At 74.1% G+C, this 26,226-nt stretch carries 26 protein-coding genes; 14 read left to right on the forward strand and 12 right to left on the reverse strand.

Going from position 1 to position 26,226, the window contains the following annotated elements:
- Positions 1-62: 62 nt before the first annotated feature.
- Positions 63-1,934 (forward strand): siderophore-interacting protein, encoded by a 1,872-nt coding sequence (locus E6U81_RS34800; protein ID WP_136233998.1) that lies wholly within the window; start codon positions 63-65, stop codon positions 1,932-1,934.
- Positions 1,935-1,941: 7 nt separating this feature from the next.
- On the opposite strand, the gene E6U81_RS34805 is transcribed toward E6U81_RS34800, so the two are convergent.
- Positions 1,942-2,721, reverse strand: coding sequence for a VOC family protein (locus tag E6U81_RS34805; protein WP_136233999.1), 780 nt, complete (start codon positions 2,719-2,721; stop codon positions 1,942-1,944).
- 203 nt (positions 2,722-2,924) lie between these two features.
- Between E6U81_RS34805 and E6U81_RS34810 the strand changes: the two genes are divergently transcribed.
- Positions 2,925-3,914 (forward strand): nucleoside hydrolase, encoded by a 990-nt coding sequence (locus E6U81_RS34810; RefSeq protein WP_206310102.1) that lies wholly within the window; start codon positions 2,925-2,927, stop codon positions 3,912-3,914.
- Here the strand turns inward: E6U81_RS34810 and E6U81_RS34815 are convergent.
- From E6U81_RS34815 to E6U81_RS34825, 3 genes are all read right to left on the reverse strand, one after another.
- Positions 3,881-4,468, reverse strand: coding sequence for a DUF5133 domain-containing protein (locus E6U81_RS34815; protein ID WP_240804192.1), 588 nt, complete (start codon positions 4,466-4,468; stop codon positions 3,881-3,883). The genes E6U81_RS34810 and E6U81_RS34815 overlap by 34 nt on opposite strands.
- Positions 4,469-4,702: 234 nt before the next feature.
- On the reverse strand, positions 4,703-4,978 hold the full coding sequence (locus tag E6U81_RS34820; protein ID WP_031146961.1) for an isoamylase early set domain-containing protein: 276 nt from the start codon (positions 4,976-4,978) through the stop codon (positions 4,703-4,705).
- A gap of 112 nt (positions 4,979-5,090) precedes the next feature.
- On the reverse strand, positions 5,091-5,753 hold the full coding sequence (locus tag E6U81_RS34825; RefSeq protein ID WP_136234000.1) for a DUF4232 domain-containing protein: 663 nt from the start codon (positions 5,751-5,753) through the stop codon (positions 5,091-5,093).
- Positions 5,754-5,944: 191 nt separating this feature from the next.
- Here E6U81_RS34825 and E6U81_RS34830 point away from each other — a divergent pair, with 191 nt between their 5' ends.
- The 4 genes from E6U81_RS34830 (at position 5,945) to E6U81_RS34845 (ending at position 8,091) form a co-directional block, all read left to right on the forward strand.
- On the forward strand, positions 5,945-6,361 hold the full coding sequence (locus E6U81_RS34830) for a VOC family protein (protein WP_136234001.1): 417 nt from the start codon (positions 5,945-5,947) through the stop codon (positions 6,359-6,361).
- 181 nt (positions 6,362-6,542) lie between these two features.
- Complete coding sequence (locus tag E6U81_RS34835) at positions 6,543-7,001, forward strand: GNAT family N-acetyltransferase (RefSeq protein WP_136234002.1); 459 nt, start codon at positions 6,543-6,545, stop codon at positions 6,999-7,001.
- A 123-nt stretch (positions 7,002-7,124) separates the two neighbouring features.
- Positions 7,125-7,739 (forward strand): hypothetical protein, encoded by a 615-nt coding sequence (locus tag E6U81_RS34840; protein ID WP_136234003.1) that lies wholly within the window; start codon positions 7,125-7,127, stop codon positions 7,737-7,739.
- Positions 7,740-7,782: 43 nt separating this feature from the next.
- Complete coding sequence (locus tag E6U81_RS34845) at positions 7,783-8,091, forward strand: VOC family protein (protein ID WP_240804196.1); 309 nt, start codon at positions 7,783-7,785, stop codon at positions 8,089-8,091.
- A 47-nt stretch (positions 8,092-8,138) separates the two neighbouring features.
- Here the strand turns inward: E6U81_RS34845 and E6U81_RS34850 are convergent, their stop codons facing one another.
- Entirely contained in the window at positions 8,139-8,591 is a 453-nt protein-coding gene (locus tag E6U81_RS34850; RefSeq protein ID WP_136234004.1) for a DUF1801 domain-containing protein, read from the reverse strand.
- Between the two features lie 105 nt (positions 8,592-8,696).
- Positions 8,697-10,178 (reverse strand): PucR family transcriptional regulator, encoded by a 1,482-nt coding sequence (locus E6U81_RS34855; protein WP_136234039.1) that lies wholly within the window; start codon positions 10,176-10,178, stop codon positions 8,697-8,699.
- Between the two features lie 226 nt (positions 10,179-10,404).
- Between E6U81_RS34855 and E6U81_RS34860 the strand changes: the two genes are divergently transcribed.
- From E6U81_RS34860 to E6U81_RS34870, 3 genes are all read left to right on the forward strand, one after another.
- Positions 10,405-11,229: an FAD binding domain-containing protein gene (locus E6U81_RS34860; protein ID WP_136234005.1), complete on the forward strand. Its 825-nt coding sequence runs from the start codon at positions 10,405-10,407 to the stop codon at positions 11,227-11,229.
- Entirely contained in the window at positions 11,226-13,994 is a 2,769-nt protein-coding gene (locus tag E6U81_RS34865) for a molybdopterin-dependent oxidoreductase (protein ID WP_136234006.1), read from the forward strand. Before E6U81_RS34860 ends, E6U81_RS34865 begins: the two co-directional genes overlap by 4 nt.
- An 83-nt stretch (positions 13,995-14,077) precedes the next feature.
- Entirely contained in the window at positions 14,078-14,518 is a 441-nt protein-coding gene (locus tag E6U81_RS34870; protein WP_136234007.1) for a molybdopterin-dependent oxidoreductase, read from the forward strand.
- A 7-nt stretch (positions 14,519-14,525) separates the two neighbouring features.
- Here the strand turns inward: E6U81_RS34870 and E6U81_RS34875 are convergent, their stop codons facing one another.
- Positions 14,526-14,945, reverse strand: coding sequence for a TOBE domain-containing protein (locus tag E6U81_RS34875; protein WP_136234008.1), 420 nt, complete (start codon positions 14,943-14,945; stop codon positions 14,526-14,528).
- 237 nt (positions 14,946-15,182) lie between these two features.
- Here E6U81_RS34875 and E6U81_RS34880 point away from each other — a divergent pair, with 237 nt between their 5' ends.
- Positions 15,183-15,599 carry a VOC family protein gene (locus tag E6U81_RS34880; RefSeq protein ID WP_136234009.1) on the forward strand — a complete coding sequence of 139 codons (417 nt, stop codon included), beginning with the start codon at positions 15,183-15,185 and terminating at the stop codon, positions 15,597-15,599.
- A 19-nt stretch (positions 15,600-15,618) separates the two neighbouring features.
- On the opposite strand, the gene E6U81_RS34885 is transcribed toward E6U81_RS34880, so the two are convergent.
- The 3 genes from E6U81_RS34885 to E6U81_RS34895 all read right to left on the reverse strand — a co-directional run bounded on the left by E6U81_RS34885 (position 15,619) and on the right by E6U81_RS34895 (position 18,186).
- Positions 15,619-15,852 (reverse strand): hypothetical protein, encoded by a 234-nt coding sequence (locus E6U81_RS34885; protein ID WP_136234010.1) that lies wholly within the window; start codon positions 15,850-15,852, stop codon positions 15,619-15,621.
- Between the two features lie 67 nt (positions 15,853-15,919).
- Positions 15,920-16,654 carry a DUF2182 domain-containing protein gene (locus E6U81_RS34890; protein ID WP_168714830.1) on the reverse strand — a complete coding sequence of 245 codons (735 nt, stop codon included), beginning with the start codon at positions 16,652-16,654 and terminating at the stop codon, positions 15,920-15,922.
- Positions 16,655-16,743: 89 nt separating this feature from the next.
- Positions 16,744-18,186 (reverse strand): tyrosinase family protein, encoded by a 1,443-nt coding sequence (locus E6U81_RS34895; protein ID WP_136234012.1) that lies wholly within the window; start codon positions 18,184-18,186, stop codon positions 16,744-16,746.
- 248 nt (positions 18,187-18,434) lie between these two features.
- On the opposite strand from E6U81_RS34895, the gene E6U81_RS34900 reads away from it, so the two are divergent.
- The 4 genes from E6U81_RS34900 to E6U81_RS34915 all read left to right on the forward strand — a co-directional run bounded on the left by E6U81_RS34900 (position 18,435) and on the right by E6U81_RS34915 (position 22,537).
- The gene (locus tag E6U81_RS34900; RefSeq protein WP_136234013.1) at positions 18,435-19,070 is read left to right on the forward strand and encodes an ABC transporter ATP-binding protein; all 636 of its coding nucleotides are present in this window, start codon (positions 18,435-18,437) and stop codon (positions 19,068-19,070) included.
- Entirely contained in the window at positions 19,067-19,945 is an 879-nt protein-coding gene (locus tag E6U81_RS34905; protein ID WP_240804193.1) for a metal ABC transporter permease, read from the forward strand. The genes E6U81_RS34900 and E6U81_RS34905 overlap by 4 nt, the downstream gene beginning before the upstream one ends.
- Positions 19,903-20,709: a zinc ABC transporter substrate-binding protein gene (locus E6U81_RS34910; RefSeq protein ID WP_136234014.1), complete on the forward strand. Its 807-nt coding sequence runs from the start codon at positions 19,903-19,905 to the stop codon at positions 20,707-20,709. Before E6U81_RS34905 ends, E6U81_RS34910 begins: the two co-directional genes overlap by 43 nt.
- A 130-nt stretch (positions 20,710-20,839) precedes the next feature.
- Entirely contained in the window at positions 20,840-22,537 is a 1,698-nt protein-coding gene (locus tag E6U81_RS34915; protein ID WP_136234015.1) for a WG repeat-containing protein, read from the forward strand.
- An 89-nt stretch (positions 22,538-22,626) separates the two neighbouring features.
- Here E6U81_RS34915 and E6U81_RS34920 read toward each other — a convergent pair whose 3' ends face one another.
- Both E6U81_RS34920 and E6U81_RS34925 read right to left on the reverse strand, forming a co-directional pair.
- Positions 22,627-24,285 (reverse strand): fatty acid--CoA ligase family protein, encoded by a 1,659-nt coding sequence (locus E6U81_RS34920; RefSeq protein ID WP_136234016.1) that lies wholly within the window; start codon positions 24,283-24,285, stop codon positions 22,627-22,629.
- Positions 24,282-26,078 (reverse strand): CoA transferase, encoded by a 1,797-nt coding sequence (locus tag E6U81_RS34925; protein ID WP_136234017.1) that lies wholly within the window; start codon positions 26,076-26,078, stop codon positions 24,282-24,284. The genes E6U81_RS34920 and E6U81_RS34925 overlap by 4 nt, the downstream gene beginning before the upstream one ends.
- Positions 26,079-26,226: the final 148 nt, after the last annotated feature.

Below are 26,226 nucleotides of genomic sequence, written 5' to 3' on the forward strand. Positions count from 1 at the left end.
CGGCCGGACCGGCGGTGCGCCGGCCGAACCCCATCGAAGTCCCGCCACGTGAGGAGCCCGTCATGTCCACCCGCAACCCCCGTTCCGTCGTCACCTTCCCCATCGTGCTGCGGGAGCTGACGGTGCTGCGCGTCGCCGACGTGACGCCGGGCATGCGGCGGGTCACCCTGGGCGGCCCGCAGCTGGGCGCGTTCCGCAAGGACGGGCTGGACCTGCCGGAGCTCAGCAGCGAGGGCTTCGACGACCACGTCAAGTTCTTCTTCGCCGAGGACGGCGCGGACGCCCCGGTACTGCCGGGACAGAACGTGTCCAGCCTGGACTGGCCCGCCGACGCCCGGCCGCTGACCAAGGACTACACCCCGGTGCGGTACGACCCGCAGGCCGGTGAGATCGACTTCGACTTCGTCAACCACGCGGGCGGAGTGGCCTCGGCGTGGGCGCAGGCCGCCGAGCCGGGCGACGTCACCTGGATCGCCGGGCCGAAGATGTCGCACCGGCACCCCGAGGGAGCCGACTGGCTGCTGGTCATCGGCGACGAGACCGCGCTCCCGGCGATCGGCCGGTGGCTGGCGGAGATGCCGGAGGGCACCCGGGCCCGGGTCTTCGTCGAGGTCGGCGAGGACAGCCACCGCCAGGACCTGCCGACCCGTGCGGACGCGGAGATCACCTGGGTGGTGCGCCACGGCGCGCCGGCCGGCAGCACGGACCTGCTGGAGCAGGCCGTACGCGGCATGGAGTGGCTGCCCGGCACCGTCTTCGCGTGGGCGGCCGGCGAGGCCGTGGCCCTGAAGGGCATCCGCCGCCACCTGGCGGTGGACCGGAAGGTGCCGCGCGAGCAGACCCACATCACCGGCTACTGGCGGCGCACCGATCCGCCGGCCGCCGCACCCGCGGCAGCCGTGGCCGCCGAGGCGGAGCCCGCCGAGGGGGCCGAGGAGGTCGACCCGCACGAGCGGCTGCACGAACTGACCGACCTGGCACCGGGCCTGGCGATCCGCGCGGCGGTGACCGTCGGACTGGTCGACCTGGTCTGGCAGGGCGTGCGTACGGCGGCCGAGCTGGCCGACCGCTCCGGCACCGACCCGCGGACGCTGACCGCGCTCCTCGCCTACCTCGTCGAGCTGGAGGTCTTCTCGGCCGGCCCGGACGGCTACCGGCTGACCCCGGTCGGCGAGGAACTCGTCGAGGACGACCACTCGTTGGAGGAGTACGACCTGCGCGGGGCGCACGCCGCGCTGGACCTGTCGCTGTCCGGCCTGCACGAGACGCTGCGCACCGGCCGGGCCGGCTTCCGTACCGCGTCCGGGGCTCCTCTCGCCGTGGCCCTGGCCGCGGACGAGCGGCTGGGCGCGTCCGCGCGGGAGGCCGTGGAGGACGAGGCCCTGTGGATCGCCCCGGGGGTGCGCACCGGCTACGACTGGGCGGCCGCGGAGTCGGTCACGCTGGCCGGCGGCGGCGCCGGCGCCGTGGCGGGCACCCTCGCCGCGGCCTTCCCCGCCCTGCGGGTCCGCGTGGCCGCGCTGCCGTCGGCGCTGCGCACGGTCGCCGACCGGGTGCTGGACTCCGCGGTGCTCGACCGGGTGCAGCTGGTGCCCACCAGCGGGCCGGTCCCGGCGGGCGACCGCACCGTCCTGCTGGTGCGGCTGCTGGAGCAGCTGGCCGACGAGGACGCGGTGCTCGCGCTCAGCGAGAACGCCGCTGCGGTGCCCGAGGGCGGCGCGCTGCTGCTGGTCGAACAGGTCGAGGAGGCGGACGGCATCGCGCTGGACACCGAGGCCGCCCTGCACCACCTGCGGCTGAAGGCGGCGTTCGGCTCGGGCGTGCGCACGGAGCGGGACTTCGAGCGCATCGCCGCACTGGCCGGGCTGCGCGTCGCCTCGCGCCGCGACATCGGCTGGGACCACCGCCTGTGGGAGCTGTCCCCCGCCCGCTGAGGACCGCTCAGGCGGTGTCCTCGCTGATGGTGAAGAGGGCACCGCTCCGGTCGCGCAGGGTGACCCGGCGGTCGGCCGGCGAGGACCGCACGGGTGTCACGGCGGCGCCCCCGTGCCGGACCGCACGGTCGATCGCCCCGTCCAGGTCGGCCACGGCGAAGTGGATGTGCCAGCGGGGCCGGACCTGCGGGTCGGGGGCGTCCTCCACGGCCCCGGCGTCGATCCGCGCGACGGTCTGGTTGCCGCGGCGCACCACCACGTGGTCGTGCTCGTAGGCCACGTCGCAGCATCCGGGCCGCTCGCAGGCCCAGTCGAGCACCTCCCCGTAGAACACCGCGGCGGCGAACGCGTCGCGGGTACGGAGCTCCACCCAGGCCGCGGCGTCCTCCTGCCCGGCGTGCCACTCCTGGACTACCTCGCCCTCCCAGAAGCCGAAGACGGCTCCGGACGGGTCGGCGGCCAGCGCGGCCCTGCCGGTGGCGAAGGCGAGCGGTCCGACCGCCATCGTCGCGCCCCGCTCACGGACGCGGGCTGCGGTCACCTCCGCGTCGTCGACGGCGAAGTACGGCGTCCACGCGGTCGGCACGCCGAGCCTCGGGGCGAGTGCGCCGACCGAGGCGACGGGCCGGCCGTCCAGCAGGGCCACGCGGAAGTTCTCGCCGAGCCGGGTCGCCCGGAACGTCCAGCCCAGCACCCCGGCGTAGAACTCCTCCGCCTCGGCGAGGCCCGGGGCCGTCAGGTTGACCCAGCAGGGCACCCCGAACACGTCACGGCTGTTCGTGGTCATCGCACCGCCTCCGATCGCCGCCCGGCATCCCGTCCCGCCGCAGAGCGGCTGCCCCGCCCGCCCCACTCCTAACACAAACGGACGAAACGGACCATCCGCGCCGCGCCGGCCGGCGGAAGCGCTGTGCGCCGGCCCGCCCGTGCGCACACTGGACCAGGTGGCCGGCGACGCGGCGGCCGCGGACCGAGGAGAGGTGTCCGGCCTTGAGCGTTCCCGTTCCCGTCCCGATCGTCATCGACTGCGATCCGGGGCACGACGACGCCCTCGCGATCCTCCTCGCGGCGGGCGACCCGGGGGTCGACCTGCTGGCCGTCACCACGGTGGCGGGCAACCAGACCGTGGAGAAGACCACCCTGAACGCCCTGCGGGTGTGCACCGTCGCCGGCATCACGGGCGTCCCGGTCGCCGCCGGGTGCGCGGCACCGCTGCTGGAGCCGCTGCGGGTCGCCGAGGACGTGCACGGGGTGTCGGGACTGGACGGCCCCCGCTTCCCCGCGCCCTCCCTGGCGGCCGAGCCGGAGCACGCGGTGGAGCTGCTGCGGCGGATCCTGGCCGGGCATCCGGAGCCGGTCACCCTGGTGCCGACGGCTCCCCTGACGAACATCGCCCTGCTGCTGACCCGGTACCCCGAGCTGGCCGGCCGGATCAGGGAGATCGTGCTGATGGGCGGGTCCACGGACCGGGGGAACCGGACCCCGGCCGCCGAGTTCAACATCCACACCGACCCGGAGGCCGCGGACATCGTCTTCCGCAGCGGCGTACCGGTGACCATGTGCGGGCTCAACGTCACCCACCAGGCCCTCGCGACACCCGAGGTCGTCGCCCGCTTCGAGGCCCTGGACACGGACCTCGGGCGGATCTGCGCCGAGCTGCTGGGCTTCTTCGCGGGCACCTACCGGCAGCTGTGGGGGTTCCCCGCTCCCCCGGTGCACGACCCGGTCGCGGTGGCCAGGGTCATCGACCCCGCGCTGGTCACCTGCGTGGACGCGTACGTGGCCGTGGAGCTCCACGGCCGGCACACGCGCGGGGCGACCGTGGTGGACCTGCACGGCACGCTGGGCCGGCCGGCGAACGCCCGGGTGGCCGTCGGGCTGCGGGCCGATCTGTTCTGGGACCGGCTGCTGGCGGCCGTGGCGGCACTGGGCGGCTCCGGTACGGGTCAGCCGGCGCCTCCCGCAGGTCGCCGCACCTGATCGGGCCTCTCGGACGGGGGAAGCCGGTGGGCAGCCACCAGCTCCTCGGCCGCGAGCAGCGCGCTGTGGGCGTTGCGCCGGCCCATCAGGACGCACAGCGTGTACGCGGCGTCCTCCATCGCGGCGCGCAGCGCCGGGTCGTCCGGCGAGGCCAGCGTTCGGCGGCGCACGGCCCGCAGGTGGTTCAGGTGCCGGCGCAGCACGTGCGGGGACGGCAGGAGCGTCCCGGACTCGGGCGGCGCAGGGGGATAAGGGGTCCGGGCGTGCCCGATCTCCGCGCGCAGGGCCCGCTCGCAGTCCGGGTCGACGTCCCCGGGGGCGGTGCGGGTCGCGATGGCCGTGCGCGCCATGAGCGCGAGCGTGACGCCCGCGGCCTGGGCCGCGTTGCCGAGGACGCGCCGGGCGCTCTCGGCGGTGCAGGGCACCAGGGCCATCACCATTCCGGTCGCACCGGCGAGCGCGGCCCGGTCCGTGGGGCCGTCCGCGCCGGCCTCCCCGTCGGTGACGGCGGCGCCGCCTTCCGTGCGGCGGTGGGCCGCCGGGCTCTGAATCATCCGTCCGCTCCTCGGGTCTGTCCGGGTGGATGCCGCTGTGTAGCACCTCCGGACGGGCGGTCGGGGCGCACACGCGGGCGGCCGGCGAGCGGATCGCCCGATGGAGGGACCTGCGGGGCCGCGGGTTGACGTTTCGCGGCGCTCGGCGCGGCACGTGACGCGCGAACGCTCCGCACCGGCGGGTGCCGGTGCGGAGCGTTCGGCTCAGCGGTTCAGCGGTTCAGCGGGCTGACGTCAGGTGTCCAGACGGCTGTTGGGGCCGTCGTGCCCGTCGGCGCCCGCGTCGTTGAACCAGTAGTCCCCGGCCGCGAGATAGCGGAAGGCGTGCGTGGACTTGGCGGGCAGCGCGACCGTCACCGCCCGCATGCCGTCCGGACGGGGTTCGAGTACGTGGGCGCCCGGCTGCCAGCCGTTGAACGTCCCCACGACGCTGACGGGGCCGGGCGGGTCGCCCCCGGGCAGCACGAAGGTGACGGCGGTGGTGTTCTTGCGACGCTGTCTTTCCAGCATGAAGTGCTCCTTCTGCGTCATGGACGGCCCCACTTATCCGCAGTCATCCTGACGGCCCCCCGCGGTGCCGACCCGCGACCCGCCGCAGCGCGGTCAGGGTCACCCGTCGGGGCTACAGGCTCAGGGCGTCCTCGGCGTTGTCCACCCACGGGGTCACGGAGTTCTTGGTGGAGGAGACGTACAGGCCGGGGGTCGATGCCTTGAGCGGTGTCTGCACCAGGTCGGACTCGGTGTTCATGGTCATCGCGATCGAGTCGACGGTCTTGCCGGTGCCGTCGGCGGCGCCGCCCATGAGGCCGGCGTAGGCGGACTTGCCCGGGGCGAGCCTGATCGCGTCCTCGATGCCGGGGGCCGTGCCCCGCTCGGTGGCCTGCCCGTCCAGGGCCCCGAAGGTCACGACCGGGTGCCCGAGCACCCGGCACGCCTTCGTTCCCTTGTTGGTGATCTTCAGCAGGTAGCTGCTGGTCGTGGGCTCCGCCAGGCTCGCGGTGAACGTCACGTCGTGGGTGCTGCACGGGAACACGTCGAAGTCGGGGTCGGTCGGCGCCTTGGATCCGGGGGATCCGGCGGACTTCGCCGGCTTGGCCGGCTTGGCCGTCGCTGTCGCGGACGTCGACGGCGCGGCGGATCCGGACGGGGACGAGCCGGCGGTCGGCGTGCCCGCGGACGGCGTGCCGGTCCCGCCCGCCGTGTCGTCCCCGGTGGGCCCGCAAGCGGTCAGCGCCAGGGCGGACAGGGCGGCGAGGGCGACGGCGGTTCTGCGTACGGTGCTCATGGTGTTCCCCCAGATGAGGCGCGACACGCGCGGGGCAGGGCCGGTCCGGTTCCGGCGGCCTGGCACCAGGATCCCGCCGAAGCTTCACAGCTTGGTGACGGGCCGTTGCCGAGTCCACCACGGTTCCCGGCGCGCCGCCCACGCCTCACCTAACCTGACATCGCACCAGACCATCAGGAAGGGAATGTTCCATGCCTTCTCGCCTCAATCCGTACATCAGCTTCGACGGCGACGCCCGGCAGGCCATGGAGTTCTACAAGGAGGTCTTCGGCGGCACCCTGGCGCTCAACACGTACGGCGACCTCGGCGGGGCGGAGGCCGGTGACGCCGCCGACCGGATCATGCACGGCATGCTGGAGACCGCGAGCGGCTTCACGCTCATGGGCGCCGACAACCCCCCGGGCACGCAGCACAGCCCGGGCAACAACATCTCGGTGAGCCTCAGCGGGGAGGACGCAGGCGAGCTGCGCGGCTACTGGGAGGCGCTCTCCGGCAGCGGCACGGTCTCGGTGCCGCTGGAGAAGCAGATGTGGGGCGACGTCTTCGGCATGTGCACGGACCGTTTCGGCATCACCTGGCTCGTCAACATCAGCACGTCGGAGGGCTGAGACCGCCGCCGGACAGGGCCGGCGCCCCCCGCGCCACCCTCCACGGTGGCGCTGCGGCCGTCGCCGCTTCGACACCGCGGCACCTGCCCCGCCGGCCGGACTCCAGCATGATCGATTCTCCGCCCCGTGCGGGGCACGGGCGGCCGCCCCGCCCCGCCCTTCGATCACAGGAGTCCAGCCCATGTCCGACATCACCGTGCGCGCCGTACGGCCCGGGGACTTCGCGCAGTGGCGCGCCCTGTACCGCGGCTACGCCGACTTCTACAAGGTGGAGCAGACCGAGGAGGCGGCCGCCACGGTGTGGTCGTGGGTGAACGACCCCGGCCACGAGGTCGGCGCCCTGGTGGCCGAGGACACCGGGGGCCGGCTTCTCGGCCTGGCCCACTACCGCCCCTTCGCCCGGCCCCTGTCCGCGACGGTCGGCTGCTTCCTCGACGACCTGTTCGTGGCACCGGAGCACCGCGGCTCGGGCGCCGCCGACCTGCTGCTCGGCACCTTGCGCGAGCTCGCGGCCGAACGGGGCTGGAGCGTGGTCCGCTGGATCACCGCGGACGACAACCACCGCGCGCGGGCCAAGTACGACCAGGTGGCCACGCGCACCATGTGGGTCACCTACGACATGCCCCCGGCCCGCCCCTGACCGTCCCGCTCCGACGACCGAGTCCCGCGGACGGGCGGGCGGGGCAACGGCCGTGCCTGGGCGGGCACTTGTCCCCCGACACCCCCCGCGTGCGCGGGAACCGGGTCACAGTAGCCTTCGATCATGGCGCTGCGACCTGACGAGTTCTACGACCACGCACGGACCGCCGCGGACGGCGAACGGCGACTCCCCCTGGCACGGATGACGGGGTGGGAGATCAGCCCGTTCGAGCCGGACGGCCTGCGCGTCGCGCCGTTGCGCGCCCCGGTGCTGCCGGAGCCCGCGCGGCACGGCGAGGACGCGTCGGACTGCGACGCGTGCCGCGGGCGGGACGAGGGCATATGGCTCGACGACCGCTGGCGGCTGACCCGGATCACGGGGGTCGGCGTACCGCTGGTGCTCATGCTGCTGCCGCGCGATCACTTCGACCTGGCGGACCTGACCGACGGGCTGGCAGCAGAACTGGGGGTGCTCAGCACGCACATAGCCCGCCATGTGCAGGCACTGCCGCACATCGCCCGGGCCCACGTCCACCGCTTCGGAGACGGCGGCGCGCACCTGCACATGTGGTTCTTCGCCCGCCCCGAGGGGCAGGCCCAGCTGTACGGTTCGTGGATGGTCGTCTGGGACGACCTGCTGCCGGAGTACCCGGCGGACGTGGCCGAGGCGGACGCGGCGCTCGTGGCGGACGCGCTGGTCGCCTCGTACGGCGGCCACCGACCGGCAGCCGCCGGCTGAGGCCCGAGCCGCCGGCGGAAGGAAGGGGGGTACGGGCATCGACCTGCTCGTGATCTACACGGCCCGGCTGGAGGAGTGCCGCGGCTTCTACGCCGGCCTCGGGCTCGACCTCGTACGGGAGAAGCACGGGACCGGGCCGGACCACTACGCCGCGACCTTCGCCGGCGGCGGCGTCCTGGAGCTGTACCCGGCCACGCGCCGCCCGGAGACCGGGTACATGCGCCTCGGGCTGACGGCCCCGCCGAACAGCGCAGGAGGCCGCCCCGCCGGCCGGCACACGCTCACCGACCCGGACGGCCGGACGGTGGTCCTGACCGTCCCGGAGGCGAGCGCCGCCACGGCCGGCTCCTGAGCGGTGCGGCGAGCCGCGGGGGCCGGTCCCGGCCCCCGCGGCCCGCCTCAGCCCGCCGCCCGCTTCACGAGCGCGGCGATCCGCTCCTCCACCTCGGGCGTCACCTCGGTCAGAGCGAAGCCGGCCGCCCACATCGCGCCCTCGTCGAGCTTCGCCTCGTCGCTGAACCCGAGGGTCGCGTACCGGGCCTTGAACTTCTCCGCGCTCTGGAAGAAGACGACGACCTTCCCGTCCAGGGCGTAGGAGGGCATCCCGTACCAGAGCTTCGGCGCGAGGGACGGCGCACTGGCCGTGATGACGGCGTGCACGCGCTCGGCCATGATGCGGTCCGCGTCCTGCATCTCGGCGATCTTCGCGAGCACGTCCTGCTCGGCCGCCACCGCCTTGTCCGCCCGCGAGCTGCGCCGCGCCGCCGTCCTGAGCTCCTGGGCGTGGTCCTTCATCGCGGCCCGCTCCTCGACCGTGAATCCCTCGTGCTTGTCGCTTTCCGTGCTGCTCATGGCTGCTCTCCCCCTTGAGGACCTCGCATGTGCGGGACGTGGAGGGACCATATCCCGCGACCGCGGCATCGACAGCGGGATCCCGGACACTCCCCCGCTTCCCCGTCAACCGCAGCGCAGCGCCGCGTACAGGTCCAGCTTGTGGTCGAGGCGGGACAGGTCGCGGCCCGTCAGGGTCTCCACGCGTTCGATCCGGTAGTGCACCGTGTTCACGTGCAGGTGGAGCGCCTCCGCCGTGCGCGCCCAGGAGCAGTTGTTGGCCAGGAAGACCTCCAGGGTCTCGCGGAGCATCCCGTCTCCGAGCGCCCCCAGGATCCGTGCCGCGAAGACCGTCCGCACCTCCGGCGGTACCCCCGCCATCAGCTCGGCGAGGGTGTCGAGCTGCTCGACCTCGCGCACCGCGGCCGTCTCGTCCGCCGCCGTCAGCGCGAACCTGGCCTGGTGGAGCGAGGCCCGCAGCCCCTCCGCGCCGGCCGTGCGGGCCCCCACCCCCAGGCGGAGTTCCGCCTGCGGGTCACCGCACTGCCGGAGCAGCGGCCACACGGCGCGCAGCCGCTCCACCGCGCAGGCCCCGTCCTGCGGGTCGTCGTGCAGCACCGCCACCGACCGCCCCACGGCGTACGCGGCGTTCTCCAGGTGCTGCAGTCCCTCGGCCAGGGCGTCGCCCGAGGTGGCCACCACGACCCGGTACGGGCCGCCCGCCGGCAGGCCCGCGGCGGCGAGCGCCTCTTCGAGTGCCCCCGTGTCGGCGGCGGCCGCAGCCGGACCGGGGGCGGTCGGGATCCCCTCCAGCACGCCGACGAGCTCCTGGCCGGTCAGCCGGTCCGCCGCGAGCCGGCGGGCCTGCCCGTCGCGGCACCGGGCGAGCACGTCGGCGATCTCGTGGAGCACGCGCGGCGGCGCCGCGTCCGGTTCGGGCACGTGGAGCTGCCAGGCGTCGTACGGGGAGCTCTCCGCCTCGATCCGCAGCCACACTCCGCCCCTGGCCGCGGCGGCCGAGGCCTGGCGGGCCGGGAGCTCGGGGGCCGACGGCGTACGGGCCACCGTGCGGCCGCTCGCGGTCAGCAGGTAGCAGGACACCCGGCCCAGGTGGGCGCACGCGCGGTCGAGCAGCTCGGCCGGGCCGGCCCCGTCCTCCACGAGGCGGCTCAGTTCGGCGCGCACGTTTTCGGGCAGGGCGAAGAGCCGGGTCGGGCGGCGGCTGAGGTCGCCCCACTGGCGCAGGTAGACCGCCTCGGTGACCGCGCGGAAGCTGGTCCGGGCGGGGACGGCGACGATCGGCACCCGGTGGGTGCGGCAGGCCGCGACCAGGGCGTCGGGGACCCGGCCGTGGGTCTCCTCCCCGGCCAGCAGGGCGGTGGCCCCGGCCTCCGCGAGGGCCGAGACGAAACGGTCCGCCTTCACGGTGTCGCCCTCCGCCCACCACACCAGCCCGCTCAGAACGAGCTCACCGGGTCCCAGGAAACGACCCGGCTCCTCCAGGTCGGTGGCGGTGACGCCCACGACCTCCTGGCCGAGAAGGGTCTCCTCACCCCAGAGCAGGCTGAGGCCGAGGCTGTCGAGCTGGAGCAGGTCGTGGACGTGCATGGCGGGAACTCCCAGCAGTGGACTGCCGCCCATATTCGCGAGGCGAACAGAGGCTTGAACATAGTAAATGCTAGGCGAATCACCCCATGAAGCTCTTGGTTGATCCTCCAGACAGTGACTCGCCCGACTCGTTCGATTCCGTGTCCGGGACCAGTCGCCCCGCCCCCTCTCCCGTTGCTTCACTGGCTGAAACCCCATGTCAGGCCGGAAGGGCTGGTGGCGCGAATTGGATCTCAACACGGTGCTCGACATACGCGATGCGCGGCATCGCGAGCCCTGGCGCCCGGGCGACGCCTGGCTGGGCGGGGGCACGTACCTCTTCTCCGAGCCTCAGCCCCACATCCGCCGCCTGGTCGACCTGTCCCGGATGGGCTGGGCGCCCCTGTCCCGGCAGCCCGACGGATCCCTGGACATCGCCGCGACCTGCACCATCACGGAGCTCTCGCGGTTCGCCCGAACCCTGCCGACCACGGCCGCGCCGCTCTTCGAGCAGTGCTGCCGGGCCTTCCTCGCCAGCTTCAAGATCTGGAACACGGCCACGGTCGGCGGGAACCTCTGCAACGGCCTGCCGGCCGGTCCGATGATCTCCCTCGCCGCCGCCCTCGACGGCACCGTCCTGCTCCAGGGCCAGGACGGTGCCACCCGCCGGCTGCCGGTCACCGAGTTCATCACCGGCGCCGGCGTCAAGGTGCTGCGCGACGGGGAGCTGCTGCGCTCCGTCCGCCTGCCCGCCCGCGCACTGGACTGCCGTACGGCCTTCCGGCAGGCCTCCCTCTACGGGCTCGGGCGCTCCGGCTCCCTCGTCATCGGCGCGAGCGACCCCGCGGACGGCTCCCTCGCGGTCACCGTCAGCGCCGCCACCACCCGGCCCTTCCGCTTCTGGTTCCCGCTGCCGCCCACCGCCGCCGAACTGCGCGCGGCGATCGACGGCGCCGTCCGGCCCGACGAGTGGTTCGACGACATCCACGGACTGCCCGCATGGCGGCGTCACATGGCACTGCTCCAGGCCGAGGAGATCCGCCGCGAACTCACCCCCGAGGAACACCGATGACGTACGAGATCGAGATCAACGAGCAGCGCTTCGACACCGAGCCGCGCGCCGGCCAGTGCCTGCGCACCTATCTGCGCGAACGCGGCTGGTTCGGCGTGAAGAAGGGCTGCGACCAGGGCGACTGCGGCGCCTGCACCGTCCATGTGGACGGGCAGCCGGTCCACAGCTGCCTGTACCCGGCCGTCCGCGCCGGCGGCCGCGCCGTCACCACCGTCGAGGGCCTCGCCCGGCAGGGCGGCGAACTGCACCCCGCCCAGCAGCAGTTCCTCGACGCCCAGGGCTTCCAGTGCGGCTTCTGCACGGCCGGGTTCCTGATGACCGCCTCCGCCCTCCAGGCCGAGCAGGGCACCGCGCACGACGACGGCAAACTGGAGGACCTCCCGCGCGCCTTCAAGGGCAACATCTGCCGCTGTACGGGCTACCGGGCCATCGAGGACGCCGTGCGCGGGGTCAAGCACACCGAGAGCCCCTGCGCGGGCGAGGCGGTGGGCAAGAGCCTCGGCGCGCCCGCCGGCCCCCAGGTGGTCACCGGCACCGCCCGCTACACCTTCGACGTCGAGGTGCCGGGGCTGCTGCACATGAAGCTGCTGCGCTCCCCGCACCCGCACGCCCGCGTCGTCTCCATCGACACCGCCGACGCCCTCCGGGTCCCGGGCGTGCACGCCGTGTTCACCCACCACGACGCACCCGACCACCTGTACTCCTCGGCCCGGCACGAGCACCCCACCGAGGACCCGATGGACACCCGCGTCCTGGACGACGTGGTGCGCTTCGTCGGCCAGCGGGTGGCCGCCGTGGTCGCCGACAGCGAGCAGGCCGCGGAGGAGGGCTGCCGCCGGGTGGTCGTCACGTACGTGGAACTCCCCTACGTCATCGACCCGGAGGAGGCCATGCTGCCGGGCGCCCCCGTCATCCACCCCAAGGGCCCAGAGTCGGGTATCTTCCGCGCCGAGAACAACGTGTGCGGCGAGGTCCACCACACCATCGGCGACATGGAGCAGGGGTACGCGGAGGCGGACGTCGTCCTCGAGGAGACCTTCCACACCCAGCGCGTGCAGCACGCCAGCCTGGAGACCCACGGCAGCGTCGCCTACTTCGAGCCCAAGGAGGAGGGCGACGGCGAGCGCATCACCGTCCGCTCCTCCACCCAGGCGCCGTTCCTGACCCGGCGTGCACTGTGCGCCCTCTACGACCTGGACGAGGACGAGGTCCGCGTCGTCGCGGGCCGCGTCGGCGGCGGGTTCGGCGGCAAGCAGGAGATGCTCACCGAGGACATCGTCGTGCTGGCCGCCCTGAAACTGCGCCGCCCGGTGAAGCTGGAGTTCACCCGGGCCGAGCAGTTCCACGGCGCCACCACCCGCCACCCGTTCAAGATCACCACAAAAATCGGTGCCAGGGCCGACGGCACCCTCACCGCGCTGCGCATCCGCGTGCTCGCCAACACCGGCGCCTACGGCAACCACGGCCCGGCGGTCATGTTCCACAGCGTGGGCGAGTCCTTCGCCGTCTACAAGGCGCCGAACAAGGAGGTGGAGGCGTACTCCGTCTACACCAACGGCGTTCCGGCCGGCGCCTTCCGCGGCTACGGGCTGGGCCAGGTGCTCTTCGCCCTCGAATCGTCGATGGACGAACTCGCCGTCGAGCTGGGCATGGACCCGCTCGAACTGCGCGAGAAGAACGTCATCGGCCCCGGCGACCCCATGGTCACGCCCATCGGCCACGAGCCGGACCTCTTCATCGCCTCGTACGGGATGCAGCAGTGCATGGACGTCGTCCGCAAGGCCATCGCCGAGGACACGAGCCACCGGGACGTGCCGGAGGGCTGGCTCACCGGCACCGGCGCGGCCGTCGCGATGATCGCGACCGGTCCCCCGGGCGGCCACTTCGCCGACGCGCGCGTCAGCCTGCTGCGCGACGGCACGTACGACATCGCGGTGGGCACGGCCGAGTTCGGCAACGGCACCACCACCGTCCACAAGCAGATCACCGCCGGCGCGCTGAACACGAGGGTCGACCGGATCACGGTCCGCCAGTCCGACACCGACGTCGTCCGCCACGACACCGGCGCCTTCGGCTCGGCCGGCACGGTCGTGGCGGGCAAGGCCGTGATGCTGGCGGCCGACTCGCTCGCGGAGCGGCTGAAGACCTTCGCCGCCCGCCACACCGGCGTACCCCGGCACCTGTGCACCCTGGGGGCCGAGGCATTCGACTGCGCGGGCCGCGTCGTCACCCTCAAGGAGCTGTACGAGGCCGCGTACGACAAGAACAAGCTCGACGAGATCGCGGCGGACGGCCACTGGACCGGCTCCCCGCGCTCGGTCGCCTTCAATGCGCAGTGGTTCCGTCTGGCGGTCGACCCGGACACGGGCGAGATGAAGATCCTGCGCAGCGTGCACGCGGCGGACGCGGGCAAGGTCATGAACCCGATGCAGTGCCGCGGCCAGGTGGAGGGGGGCGTGGCCCAGGCGCTGGGCGCGACCCTCTTCGAGACGGTACGGGTGGACGAGCGCGGGGAGGTGACCACGGCGGCGTTCCGCCGCTACCGCCTCCCGCAGTACGCGGACGTCCCGCGCACCGAGGTGCACTTCATGGAGACCTCCGACGCGATCGGACCGCTCGGCGCCAAGTCGATGAGTGAGAGCCCCTTCAACCCGGTGGCCCCGGCCTTCGCCAACGCCCTGCGGGACGCCACCGGGGTGCGGTTCACCCGGATGCCGGTGACCCGCGACGTGGTGTGGCAGAGAATACAAGCCGCATCCGGGTAAAGGACACACAATTGCCAGCCACATAGCGAGATGAGGATGGCAGATACGTTTTCGGAGGGAAGCCTTCTGGGCATCGCACTGCCATGGCCGAACTCATGCTGCACGGCGACCTGGACCGCCCGGCGACTCTGAGCGTCGCGGATCTGCGGGGATGGGAACAGCACCGCGCGGAGGTGGTGTTCGACTGCGCCACCAACGGCCCCCAGAACCACGTCTTCGAGGGCGCTCTGCTGCGCGACGTGGTCGCGGGGGCCGGCCCGGCCTTCGACGCGGACCGCCGCAAGGACCGGTCGCGCTTCCTGCTCGCGGTCAGCGGCGGGGACGGCCACCACAGCGTGCTGGCCTGGGCCGAGCTGGACGCGGACTTCGGCGGCAGCCCGGTGCTGCTGGCGACCCGCCTCGACGGGGAGGACCTCGACGAGGCGGGCGCGCAGCTGGTGGTCCCGTCGGACCGGTGCGGTGCGCGGTATGTCAGCGCGGTCACCCACGTGTGGTTCGGCGCCCTGGCCGCACCGGACTTCTGAGGGCGGATCAGGCCGTGGCGAGGGAGATCTCGGTCGACTTGATCAGGGCCACGACGGACGAGCCTGCGGCCAGGCCCAGCGCCTCGACCGCGTCGGAGGTGACGGCCGCGGTGAGGCCGCCCCCGTTCACGTCCACGCGTACCGCCGCCATGGCCGGGCCGGCGGCCACGTCGACGACCGTGCCGCTGAGCTGGTTGCGGATGGAGATGTTCTCGACCGGGCCGGTGGCCAGGGCCACCTCGGTGGCCTTGACCAGTGCCGTGACCGCGGAGCCCGTGGCGATGCCGAGGTCCTTGACGGCGTCGGCGGTGATGGCCGCCGTGATGTCCTGGCCCCCTTCCAGACGGACCTTGACCGCCGCCATGGCCTCGCCGACGGTGACGGCGGTGACGGTGCCTGCGATCCGGTTGCGGATGCTGAGACTCATGAAGGTTCGACCTCTTGTGTGAACACGGTGCACGGGCCGAAGGGACCGTGCGTGATCGACAGTAGGGGGGTCCGTCCGGGTTCGCTCCGGGCCCCCCTCATGCGCCAACCGGAACCACCCTCCTGGCTCGCTCCTGACGCGAACGCGCGCCGCGACAACCGCCTCCGCGGGATTGTCGGTGGCGTGTTCTAGCCTCGGCCCGGAAGCTCCCACCCCGTCACCCGGAGGGTCCGCTCGATGGCCTCGGCACCGCAGAAGATCACCACGTTCCTGATGTTCGAGGGCCGGGCGGAGGAGGCGCTGACCTTCTACACCTCCCTGTTCGACGACTCCGAGGTCGTCGACATCACCCGCTACGGCGCCGACGGCCCCGGCGAGGAGGGCACCGTGCTGCGTGCCACGTTCTCGCTCGCCGGCCAGCGGTTCATGTGCATCGACAGCTACGTCCGGCACGAGTTCGGCTTCACCCCGGCGGTCTCGCTCTTCGTGGAGTGCGGATCCGCCGCCGAGCTGGACCGCCTGTACGCGGCCCTCGCCGACGGGGGCAAGGAGCTGATGCCGTTGGGCTCGTACGGCTTCAGCGCCCGCTTCGGCTGGGTGAACGACCGCTTCGGGGTGTCCTGGCAGCTGAACCTCCAGGACCTGCCGGACTGATGGCCGCCCGGATCCGGGATCAGCTCACGCTCATCCCGCGCTCCGGCCAGACCCCCCGCTGCGTGTGCAGCGCGTTGAGCTTCCGCGAGGCCTTCAGGAACGCGTAGTCGACCTGCGCGTCCTGGACCGTCGAGGTGCAGGACCCCTTGTCCACGGTCAGTCGTCGCTCGAAGGCATCGGGATCGTCACCGAACGCGTACTCCACGAGCTCTTCGGTCTCCGAGATCTTCCGGAAGTACACGATCGCCGCCATTCACCGTTCCCCTTCGAAGTCCTCGCTCCTGCGCTCATGCTCCACCAACAGCGGCCGGCGGCAGCGGTCAGGGCAGGGCCGGTGCGAGGGCGGCCGTCAGGGCGGCCGCCGCGAGGGCTGCGGCGGCGAACCGCGCGGTGCGGGCCGGCCTGCGGGCGAACCGCTCCGCCGTGACGATCCCGGTGAGCAGCGCCATCCAGGCGAGCATGCCCGTGCCTCCACCGGCCGCGGCCATCACCGCCATCAGCGCCCAGCACGACCGCAGGCAGGCGCCGCCGTGGCGCAGCCCGAAGCGGACAGTGCCCGCCACCGCGCGCGGGCCGCTCAGCGGCAAGGGGGAGGAGCGGTGGCAGTCGCGCAGGGCGCGCCGCTTGTGGACCGTCGACTGCCAGGCGGCGGCCAGTGCGAGCGCGCAGGCCGGTACGGCGTCGCCGGGCAGCCGTGACCACAGCGGGGCCGACGCGAGGAGCAGTGCGCCGTAGCCGGTCCACACCGCCAGGTAGACGGCGGCGAAGCCGGCCATCGCGCGCTGCCGGCGCCGGCGCAGGCTGTTCGTGCCCACGTGCGCGAGCGCGGGCAGAGCGGCGGGCAGCATCATCGCGACGCACATCAGCACCCACGTCGCGAGGCCGCCGAAGCCTGCGAGGCCGCCGAAGCCGGATGCGCCGTGGGCCATGTGCTCCGGGGCCACGTGGTGGTGGGGCGCCTCGCCGGCGGGAGCGGGGGCTGCGGGGTGCGCGCCGTGCACCGCCCCGGTGACGGTCAGCGCGATCACGGCGGTCCAGGCGGCGAGGGCCGCCATTTCGTAGGGGAGGGTGATGCGCGGCCACGGCCGTCGGGGCCCGGACGCCGTCCGTGGGGACCGCGTCCGCGCCCCGCCTTCCAGGACCATCAGGTGTAGCTGAGGCTGACGCGCCCGATCTCGACCGGAGGGTCCTCGCCCGCCTCGCCGGCCGCCTCCTCCGCCGCGGCCACCGCTCCGAGCGGAAGGAACGTGACGCTCAACCGGGCTTCGTCCCAGGCGCCTTCCGCCCGGAGCCTGCGCACGAGCGGGGTGATCTCGACGCTCACCCGCAGGCCGTGCGGGTGCTCGTCGCCCCGGGGGTCCTGGGCCCGCTCGATGCCGAAGAACGACAGGTTGCCGACCCGGTGGCCCTCCGCCTGTTCGCGGGAGGCCCCTTCGGGGAGGTTCACGTAGATGCCGTAGACCCTGTCGGGGTTGATGTCGCCCTCGATGTCCTCGACGTTGAGGTAGACGTGCCGGTCGGCCTCGGGTTCGTCGACGCCGAGTGCCTCGCCCAGCGGACGGGTGGTGCGCTGGTCGATGGGCACGGCGATGCTCTCGGCACGGCCGACGAGGCGCAGGGGCTGCTCCGACGACCCGGCCATCTCTCGGCGGCGTGGCGGGTGCGGCGGCCCCGAGGCGCTCGGTCCGCTCGTCGATTCGGGCACGGGGAACCTCGTCGCGGAGGGCGGCAGCGGAACCGGCGGGGAGATCGGCACGGGCGACTCGTAGGTGTAGCCCAGTCGGCCGGCCGTGTCGAGGATGTCGGACGCCGCCAGGCTCTGCGGGCTCCCGTCCGCGTCGAAGAACTTGTACTCCTGGGTGATCCAGCGCGGGTCGTCGGGGTTGCTGTGCCCGGCACGGCTCGACCACAGGAACCACAGGCGGTCGATGTTCGCGTGGTGGAGCCAGAAGACCGGATCCAGCGCGGCCGTGGTGGTCCGGCCCATCCAGCGGCCGATGTGGCTGTGCACGGCGTTGTGCGGCGTGTCCTCCAGAGCGCCCTTGCGGTTCCAGAAGGTGCTGCCGTTCGGCGTGATGCCCCCGCCGAACTCGGCTTCGCCGACGAACAGGGTGCGCCCCATCGCGTAGGCCGGGGAGGTGATCTCGAAGGGCAGGGGTTCACCCTCGTTGATCAGGTTCGCCCGCTCCGCGAACAGCGGGTTGGCGCCGCCCTCCCCGTCGCGGAAGGCCGGCGGGATCCGGGCCTGCTCGCGGTCGGCGTCGTAGTCCCAGAACGGCAGCGCCCAGTCGGCCGGTCCGCCCAGCCGGACGACGGTCGCACGGACGATCCGCTCGAAGTACCAGAGGTACATGCGGTGCCAGGCGAGGAAGTACCAGGAGCCGTGCTTGCAGCCGTTCCACAGCGGCTTCGGGGGCGTCGCGTCCGTCCCGTGGAGGGCCGCCTGGTAGGTCCAGCCGGTGGGGTCGTCGGGGTCCCGTGCCTTCATCTCGGCCACGGCCGCCGCGTAGTGGGCGAGTGTCAGGTCGCCGGCCGGGAGGGTCCACACGTTCCTGCGCACGTGCGCCACCTGCTGAGGGCTGCCCATCGCGTCCGCCTTCCGTCAGGAATCGGGAGGAACCTACCGAAAAGGCGTGCAGTGAGGGAACCGGCGCGCGGGCAGCAGGCCCAAAGGGGGCATCCCCGGGTCCCGGCCGCGCATCCCCGGGTCCCCGCCCCGCCCGCGCGATCCGTCGCGGATCGGCGGGAACCCCGGACGCCCCGTGTCCGACTACTGGCATGTGGGAGGCGGAGCCGCGCCGTCCCGCACGGCCGAGGACGATCGAGAGGCGTGTGATGGGCGGACTGGACGTGCGCATGCGGGGGGTCGTCTGCCGGCACGGCCGGGTGGAGGCCGTCGCCGACGTCGACCTGGAGATCGCCGCCGGTGAGCGCGTGGCGCTGACCGGTACCAACGGCTCGGGCAAATCCACCCTCCTGCGTGCCGTCCTCGGTCTGCACCGCCGGACGGCGGGCTCGATCCAGGTCGGCGGCCGGGAGGGCAGCTCCCCCGCCGAGTGGGCGTGGCGTCGCCGGGCCTGTGCCTGGATCCCGCAGAAGCCGGCCGCCGGGCGCTTCCCGCTGCTCGGCACCGAGCTGCTGGCCGGCAGCAACGCCCCGGTGGAAGCGGCCGAGGCCGCGGACCGGCTCGGGGTGGGCACGCTGACCGGGCGGCCCCTGCACACCCTCTCCGGAGGTCAGCTGCAGCGCATGTACCTGGCCCGGGCGATCGGATGCGTGGCCGCGGGCGCCGAGCTGCTCCTGGCGGACGAGCCGACGGCCGCCCTCGACTTCGACGGGCAGGCGGAGGCCGCGGACGTCCTCACCTCGCTGCCGGTGACCCTGATCGTGGTGACGCACGACCGGACCCTGGCGGAGCGCTGCGACCGCGTACTGGAGATGGCCGCGGGCCGGCTGCGGGAGGTCCGGTGACCGCGGCCGTGCACCTGGCCACCGCCGACCTCGGCGAACTCCTCCAGCTGCTGCCCGTGCAACGGGCGGGAGCGGCGCTGCTGCTGGCGGCGATCGGGCTGCCGGTCGTCGGCGTCGTCATCGTCGGGCTCGACATCATGCCGGTCCGGTTCGCGATGATGCACGTGGCCCTGCTGGGCATCGCCGTGGGCCTGCTCACCGGGCTCGACCCGATGCTGTGCGCGCTGGTGGCGTGTGCGCTGGCCGGCGCGGGCGTGGCGCCGCTCGCCCGCACCCCCGACGGCCTGTCGGGGGCGATGGGGCTCCTGATGAGCCTGGCCATCGCGGCGGCGCTGCTGCTGCTGGCCGTGTCGGGGGTCAACGCCTCCGGCGCCTTCGCCCTGCTGTGGGGGTCGATCCTGTCCGTCGCCGCACCCGACCTGGTCGTCCTCGGGGTCCTCGCCGTCGCCGTGCCCGGCCTGTTCTGGTGGCGGCGGCGCGAGATCGGCCTGCTGCTGTACGACCGGGAGCTCGCCCAGTGCTCCGGTGTCCCGGTGCGGGCGCTGACGGCCGCGCTCCTGGTCCTGGTCGCCGTCGCGGTCGCCGGGGCCATCAAGCTCACCGGCGCGCTGCTCGTCGACGCGCTGACCCTGCTGCCCGCGCTCGCCGCGCGCCGCCTGGGCAGCTCGCTGAAGTCGATCACCCTGTGGGCGGTCGGCATCGGCGTCGTGGTGAACCTGACGGGGTTCCTGCTGGCCCTGTGGCTGGACTGGCCGCCCGGCCCGGTCCTCGTCCTGACCGCGGGGGCACTGGTCCTCGCGGTGCATTTCATACCTGAACGGAGAATCAGCTCATGGCGCGCACCCGCGTCCGTATCCCTGCCGTCCTCGCACTGAGCGCGGCCCTCCTCCTGACCGCCGGCTGCGGGAACGAACCCTCGTCCGCCTCCGGCGAGGGCCGGGACCAGCCGCGCACCGGCAAGCCGTCCGTCGTGGTCACGACCACCTGGGAGGGTGCCTTCGCGAAGGCCGCGGGCGCCGAGGACATCAAGGTCATCGTGCCGCAGTCCGTCCACCACGCCCCCGACTACGATCCCAAGCCCTCGGACCTCGCCGCCGTGGCCGAGGCGGACTTCGTGCTGTACGCGCCCTTCGAGCCCTACGCCGCGAAGATCAAGGAGGCCGCGGGGTCCAAGGCCAAGCTCGTCGAGGTGGAGCTCGACAACGACCCCGCCAAGGTGTCGGCCGAAGTCGGCCGCCTGGCGGGGCTGTTCGGCACGGCGGACGCCGCCGCCCAGTGGAAGACCGGCTTCGACGCCGAGTACACGAAGCTGAACAATGAGCTGCAGGCCGCATGGCCCGGCGGCCGCAGCCCGTCCGTCGTGACCCAGGTCTTCACCGCGTGGTCGGCGAAGCTCGCGGGCGCCACCACGGTGGGTACGTACGGGCCGGAGGCCGTGACCCCGGCGCAGCTCGCCGAACTCGCCGCGAAGAAGCCCGCGCTGGTGCTGGACAACGCGCACATGTCGACGGGAGCGGTCCTGCCGGACTCCGGCGCCAAGCAGGTGAAGATCGTCAACTACCCGGGGGACGACCTCGATCTGCTGCCGGTCTACCGCAACGCGGCGGCGGAGCTGAAGAAGGCCATGGGCACCTCCTGACCCGCGGAGGGGCACGGGAGGCACGGGAGGGGCCCGGCGGGACGTCCGCCGGGCCCCTCCCCGCATCGGGGCACGGCGGCACGGTCGGCCACAATGACCTCCGGCCCCGTACGCGCCCCTGGAGAAGTCCGTGACACCGCACCGCCCCGTACCGTCCGCGCCGTACGCCGTGCCCGTGACGGGCGGCGCCCCGTTCGGGACGAGGGTGGCGCTCGTCGACGCGGCGGGCGCGCTCGTGCGCGCCCCCGATCTCGCCGCCGTCGGTCCGTACCACCCGGACGGCAACGGGGGCCTGGTCGCGCCCGCGGCGGACCCGGCCGGGCTGTGGGGCTACCTGGACGGTCGGGGCCGCTGGATCACCGGGCCGGAGCTGGAGTGGGCCGGGGCGTTCGACGGGGCCGGGCTCTCGCGGTTCCGCAGGGCGGGCCTGTTCGGGTACGCGGACGCGTCCGGTGCTCCGGTCGTGGCGGCCCGCTTCCCGGAAGCGGAGGAGTTCCACCACGGGCTGGCCGTGGTCCGTACCGAGGACGGCGCAGGCTACGCGGATCCCACGGGCCGGGTGGTGATCGGCGGCTTCGACGCGGCCGGCCGGTTCGGCCCCGTCGGCCTGGCGCCCGTACGGCCGGTGACCGGCGGGGCCTGCGGGTACGTGGACCGCGAGGGGCGCACGGCGATCGCGCCGCGGTTCGACGGGGCGCGCCCGTTCGGCGCGGGCGGGGCGGCGCCGGTGCGGATCGGTGAGCTGTGGGGGCTGGTGGACACGGCGGGGGAATGGATCGCCGAACCGTCCTTCCGGCTGTTGGAGCCCTTCGACGAGAACGGGCTGGCGTACGTCGTCGGGGGCGGCGCGGGCGACTCGTTCGCCGGGTTCGTCGACTGCCGGGGCGAGCTGGTGCTCCGGCGCGACAACGAGATGGACGAGGAGCTGTGGTGCGGCCTGCTGAAGGTCGGCAACGGCTTCGCCCGCGGCTTCGTCGATCCGGCCGGGCGGCAGGTGATCGAGCCGCACTACGCCTGGGTGGAACGTTTCTCCCCTTGCGGGGCGGCCGTTGCCTGCGTGGATGACGGGGCGCCGCGGTGGGGGGTGCTGCGCACGGACGGGTCGTTCACACCGTCCGCGCACCGCGAGCCGCTGACCGACCGGGACGGCTGGGTCGTCGGCTTCGACGACGTCACCTCTCTCGCGGCGTTCGCCTCCGGCGACGGCGCGGTCGTCCACGTGGACGCCGGGGGCCGGGACGTGTGCCGCGTCGAGGCGTCCGGCGACGGGGCGTCCGTCACCCTGCGGGACGCGGCCGGCCGGACCGTGTGGGAGGGCACGGCGCAGCCGGGCACCTTCGAGCGGGCGCGGCCGCAGCTGCTGTGCGACGCCGTTCAGTACGTGGACCACGCCCCCGTGTGGGAAGGGGACGCCGCGGCCGTCGCCGCCGAGCTCCTGGACCGCGCGCCGCAGCCCTTCCACCCCGGCTCCACGGACCCCTACGACCTCGACCGGCTGGACGAGGACGACGAGGAGGACCTGTGCCACGGCGCGGTGCAGGTGGTCGCGAGCGCCTTCCTGGAGGCGGAGGCGCTGGCCGAGTACCCGTTCCTCCAGGACTGGACGTACGCACGCTTCGCGGAGATCCACGACACCGTCGCGGGACGCCTGCGCGCCGCGTACGGCCCGCCGCTGCCGGCCGAGCGGGCCGTGTTCCTGCGCTGCGGGGACGGCGAGCGGTCCGTCACCTGGCAGGTGGGCGACCGCCTGCTGGTCCTCCAGGAGTGGGCGGTCATCGCCGACGGCGACGTCGAGATCGAGATCTGGCTGGCCGCGATCGACGCCTGACCCGCCCCAGCCGCAGCACCCGGCCCCGGGGACCGGGCTGTTGTCGGCGACCCGGTCCGCGGGGCGGACAACGGCCCCCTCCACCCGCTCTATACGAGGGCGCTGCTCTCGGTCAGACGCTTGCGCAGGGCCGCGCGGTCCGGTTTGCCGGCCGCCGTCAGGGGCAGTTCCGGGACGACGAGCAGCTGCTCGGGGTGCTTGCGCCGCTCCAGGCCGCGCCCCGTCAGGTGTTCGCCGAGGGAGGCGAGGGTGGGGGCCTGGGCCCCCCGGGCCACGACGCAGGCCGCGAGCCGCTCCCCCATCAGCGGGTCGGGCACGCCGACGCAGGCGACGTCGCGGACCTGGGGGTGCGCGGTGAGTTCGCGTTCCACCTCGGCCGGGCTGATGTTGGCTCCGCCCCGGATGACGATGTCCTTGAGGCGGCCGACGACGTGCAGGACGCTCTCGGCGTCGAGGTAGCCGAGGTCGCCGGTGCGCACCCAGCCGTCGGGCGTGCGGTAGCGGGCGTCCAGCTCGGGGGCTCCGACGTAGCACAGCGGGGTCATCGGGCCGCGCGAGATGATCTCGCCGACCGCGCCGTCGGGGAGCGGCTGGTGCGTGTCGGGGTCGGTGATGCGGATCTCGGCGACCCGGGGGTCGGGGTGGCCGGCGACGACGCCCGAGCCGTCGGTGGGCGGCACCGTACTGCCGAGCCCCGTATGGCAGTTGACCCCGTCGGCGGAGCCGTAGAGGTTGACGACGGAGCAGCCGAAGGCCTGCGCCGCGGCGGCCGCCGTGGTCTCGTCGAGCGGCGCCCCGCCGAGGACCAGGGCGGTGGGCGACGGCAGCTCCTCGCCGGTCCCGTCGAGGCGTTCGAGCATCATGCGGACCATGGTGGGGACACCGAGGACGTGCGTCGGCCGGTGTTCGCGCACGGCCGCCAGCGCGGCGTCCGGGGTGAAGTGGTCGAGCAGCACCAGGGTGCCGCCGTGCCGGGCGAGGGTGACCGCCGTGCCGTTCGACCCGAAGGCGGAGGCCAGCGGGACGAGGAAGAGACAGCGCGGCGGGATCCCGTCGGGGATGAGGGAGGCCAGGAAGTTGCCGCGGCCGCCGGCCAGCGCGTTGTGGGAGTACGCGATCATCTTGGGCTCCGCCTCGGAGCCGGAGGAGACGAGGATGCGCGCGGCGCTGTCGGGGTCGGGCCGGGCGGGCACGAACCCGCCGGGGTCGCGGCGCAGCAGCTCCGCCAGCGGAATCGTTCCGTCAGGGATGGTGCCCGGCCGTCCCGCGGCGATGACGTGGCGCAGGCGGGGCAGTGCCCCGGCCAGGGTGCGCAGATCGGCCGCGTGCCGGAACGCGCGGTGCTCGGTCGCCGCGATGACGGCGACGGCCTCGGAGCGGCGCAGCAGGCATTCGGCCTCCAGGACGCCCCGGCCCACGGGGAAGGGCAGCGAGACCGCGCCCAGGGCGGCCAGCGCCAGGTCGGCGATGACGGCGTTGCGCCCGTCGGGCAGTTGGACGCCGACCACGTCGCCCGGGCCGACCCCGAGCTCCCGCAGGCCGGTGGCCAGACATCGGACCTTGCGGTCGAGGGCGGTGTAGCAGAGCTTGCCCTTGGCGTCGATGACGGCGGTGCGGTGCAGGTCGGCGATCTGGCGGGCGCGGAAGAGGCTGTAGAGGTCGAGGTCGGGGCAGGTGCCGTCGACCACCCAGGAACGGCGGAGTTCGGCGGGCAGCAGGTCGCGCAGTACGAGCCTGTCGGCGGTCATACGAAGCTCCAGGGGTCGGGGACTGCGGGGGCGCCGTGCGCGTCGCGGCCGATCGAGCCGGTGAAGCGCGGGTCGTGGTGCAGGTCGGACAGTTCGGTGGTGACGGCGGCCGCGGTCAGGCCGTGCGCGCGCAGCCGGGACAGCGCCTCTCCCGTGGCCAGGCCGCGCAGGTCGTGGCCGGCCGCGGCGCGGGCATCGGCGTCGGCGGGGGCGATCCAGCCGTCGGCCGTGGCCAGCGGGTGGCGGAATCCGGCCGGGTGGCGGGGGTTCTCCCCGCGGGCGGCCCGGCGCAGGGCGGGGCCGGTGAGGGTGTCGGCCGCGCCGAGCAGGGAGGAGTCGACCCGTACGCCGCGCCCGGTGCGTTCGCGCAGCAGCAGCCCGGCCAGCACGGCCTCCGCGCCGAGCAGTCCGCCGAGGACGTCGAGGAGGGTCATCAGCGAGGGCGCGGGGACCTCGCCCTCGGGCCGTGCGGCCTCGCCGACCCCCGTACGGGCCTGGACCATGAAGTCCGTGCCCATGGGGGCGTCGTCGAGCCGGCCGGCCCAGCCGCTGGTGTACGCGTGGACCAGCGCGGGATTGACCCGTGCGAGGTCGTCGGCGTCGAGGCCGAGGGCGGCGGCCTTGCCCGGCGCCCAGTTGTGCAGGAAGACGTCGGCGTGCGCCGCCATCTCCCGCAGCCGGTCGCGGTCCGCCTCCGCCTTGATGTCGATCTCGACGGCCCGTTTGCCGCGGTTGAGGGCGAGCCAGCGGGCGGAGATGCCGGAACAGGCGGGGGGCATGCCCCGCAGCGGGTCGCCGCCGGGCGGTTCGATGCGGATCACGTCGGCGCCGAGCAGCCCGAGCAGGTGCGCGGCGAGCGGCGCCTGGATGCGGCGGCCGGCCTCCAGGACGGTCAGCCCGGCGAGGGGCCGGCCCGGCGGCGGGCCGGGCGGGCGGCCCGGCCCGCCGGCCGGTGTGCCGCCCTGCGTCGGGGTCAGCGACCAGGGTGCGGCGCCGTCGTGTTCCGCCGCCCGGTCCGCGAGGGTGCGCAGGGCGCACACCTCGGCACCGGAGGCTGTCGCGGCCCGGCGGATCCGGTCCCAGCCGTGGGACCGCGCGGTGGTGTGGAGGGCTGCCGGGAGGGGCGCGCAGGCGGTGGCGTAGCGGAACTGGAAGGGCCGCCAGCCGGTCCGGAGGGCTTCCCGGGGAGCCTCCAGCGCCTTCCAGAAGGCGGCCCAGGCACCCGGGTCGAGCGTCTCCAATTCGAAGAGGATCCCGTCGGCGGAGGTGAACGGCGGTCCGCCGGCGGCGATTTCGGCCGCCTCGCCCTCGTCTGCGCCGGCGGCCGCGAGGTACTGGGACACGGCGAGCAGTCCGGCCCGGTCCGCGCCGGTGGTGACCCGGGCGGCCCCGCCGCCGCGGGCCTGGCCCACCAGGTTCGCCAGCAGGCCCTGCACCGTGAGGACGGCGGTGGCCGTGGCGGCGTAGTCGACGGCCAGTCCGCGCGGGGTGCCGTCCCGCCGCCCGTGCACGGCCATCATGCCGGTGGCGGCCTGCACCGTGGCCTCGTCGACGAGCCCGCTCGCGGGGTCCGCCCAGCCGGCGGTGGCGTGCGCCGGTGCGAAGCCGCCGCCCGTGAGCGTGGTGCCCGCGGCGGGTGCGTCCCCGTGACCGGTCGTGCCGGGGCGGTCCGTCCGTGCGCCGAGCAGTCGCAGGTGATCGGTGACGACGCTCGTGATCTGCGGCGGCCCCGAGGTGTCGAAGCGCAGTGCGTCGAGCGGCCGGACCGTCTGCGTGGTTGCTGGTGACGCCATGCCTCTCCTCTCCTGGTCGCGGCGGTGACCGCGGCCCGGGTCTTGCGGAATGCGGGAACCCGGGAGCGTCCGCACCCGACCAGTTCCACGAACAGACAGTCGTTCGGCCGTTCGTGCGAGTTCCCGCGAGTTCGCGCCGGGCCCACGA

Source organism: Streptomyces sp. A0592, assembly GCF_004795115.1.
Taxonomy (GTDB): domain Bacteria; phylum Actinomycetota; class Actinomycetes; order Streptomycetales; family Streptomycetaceae; genus Streptomyces; species Streptomyces erythrochromogenes.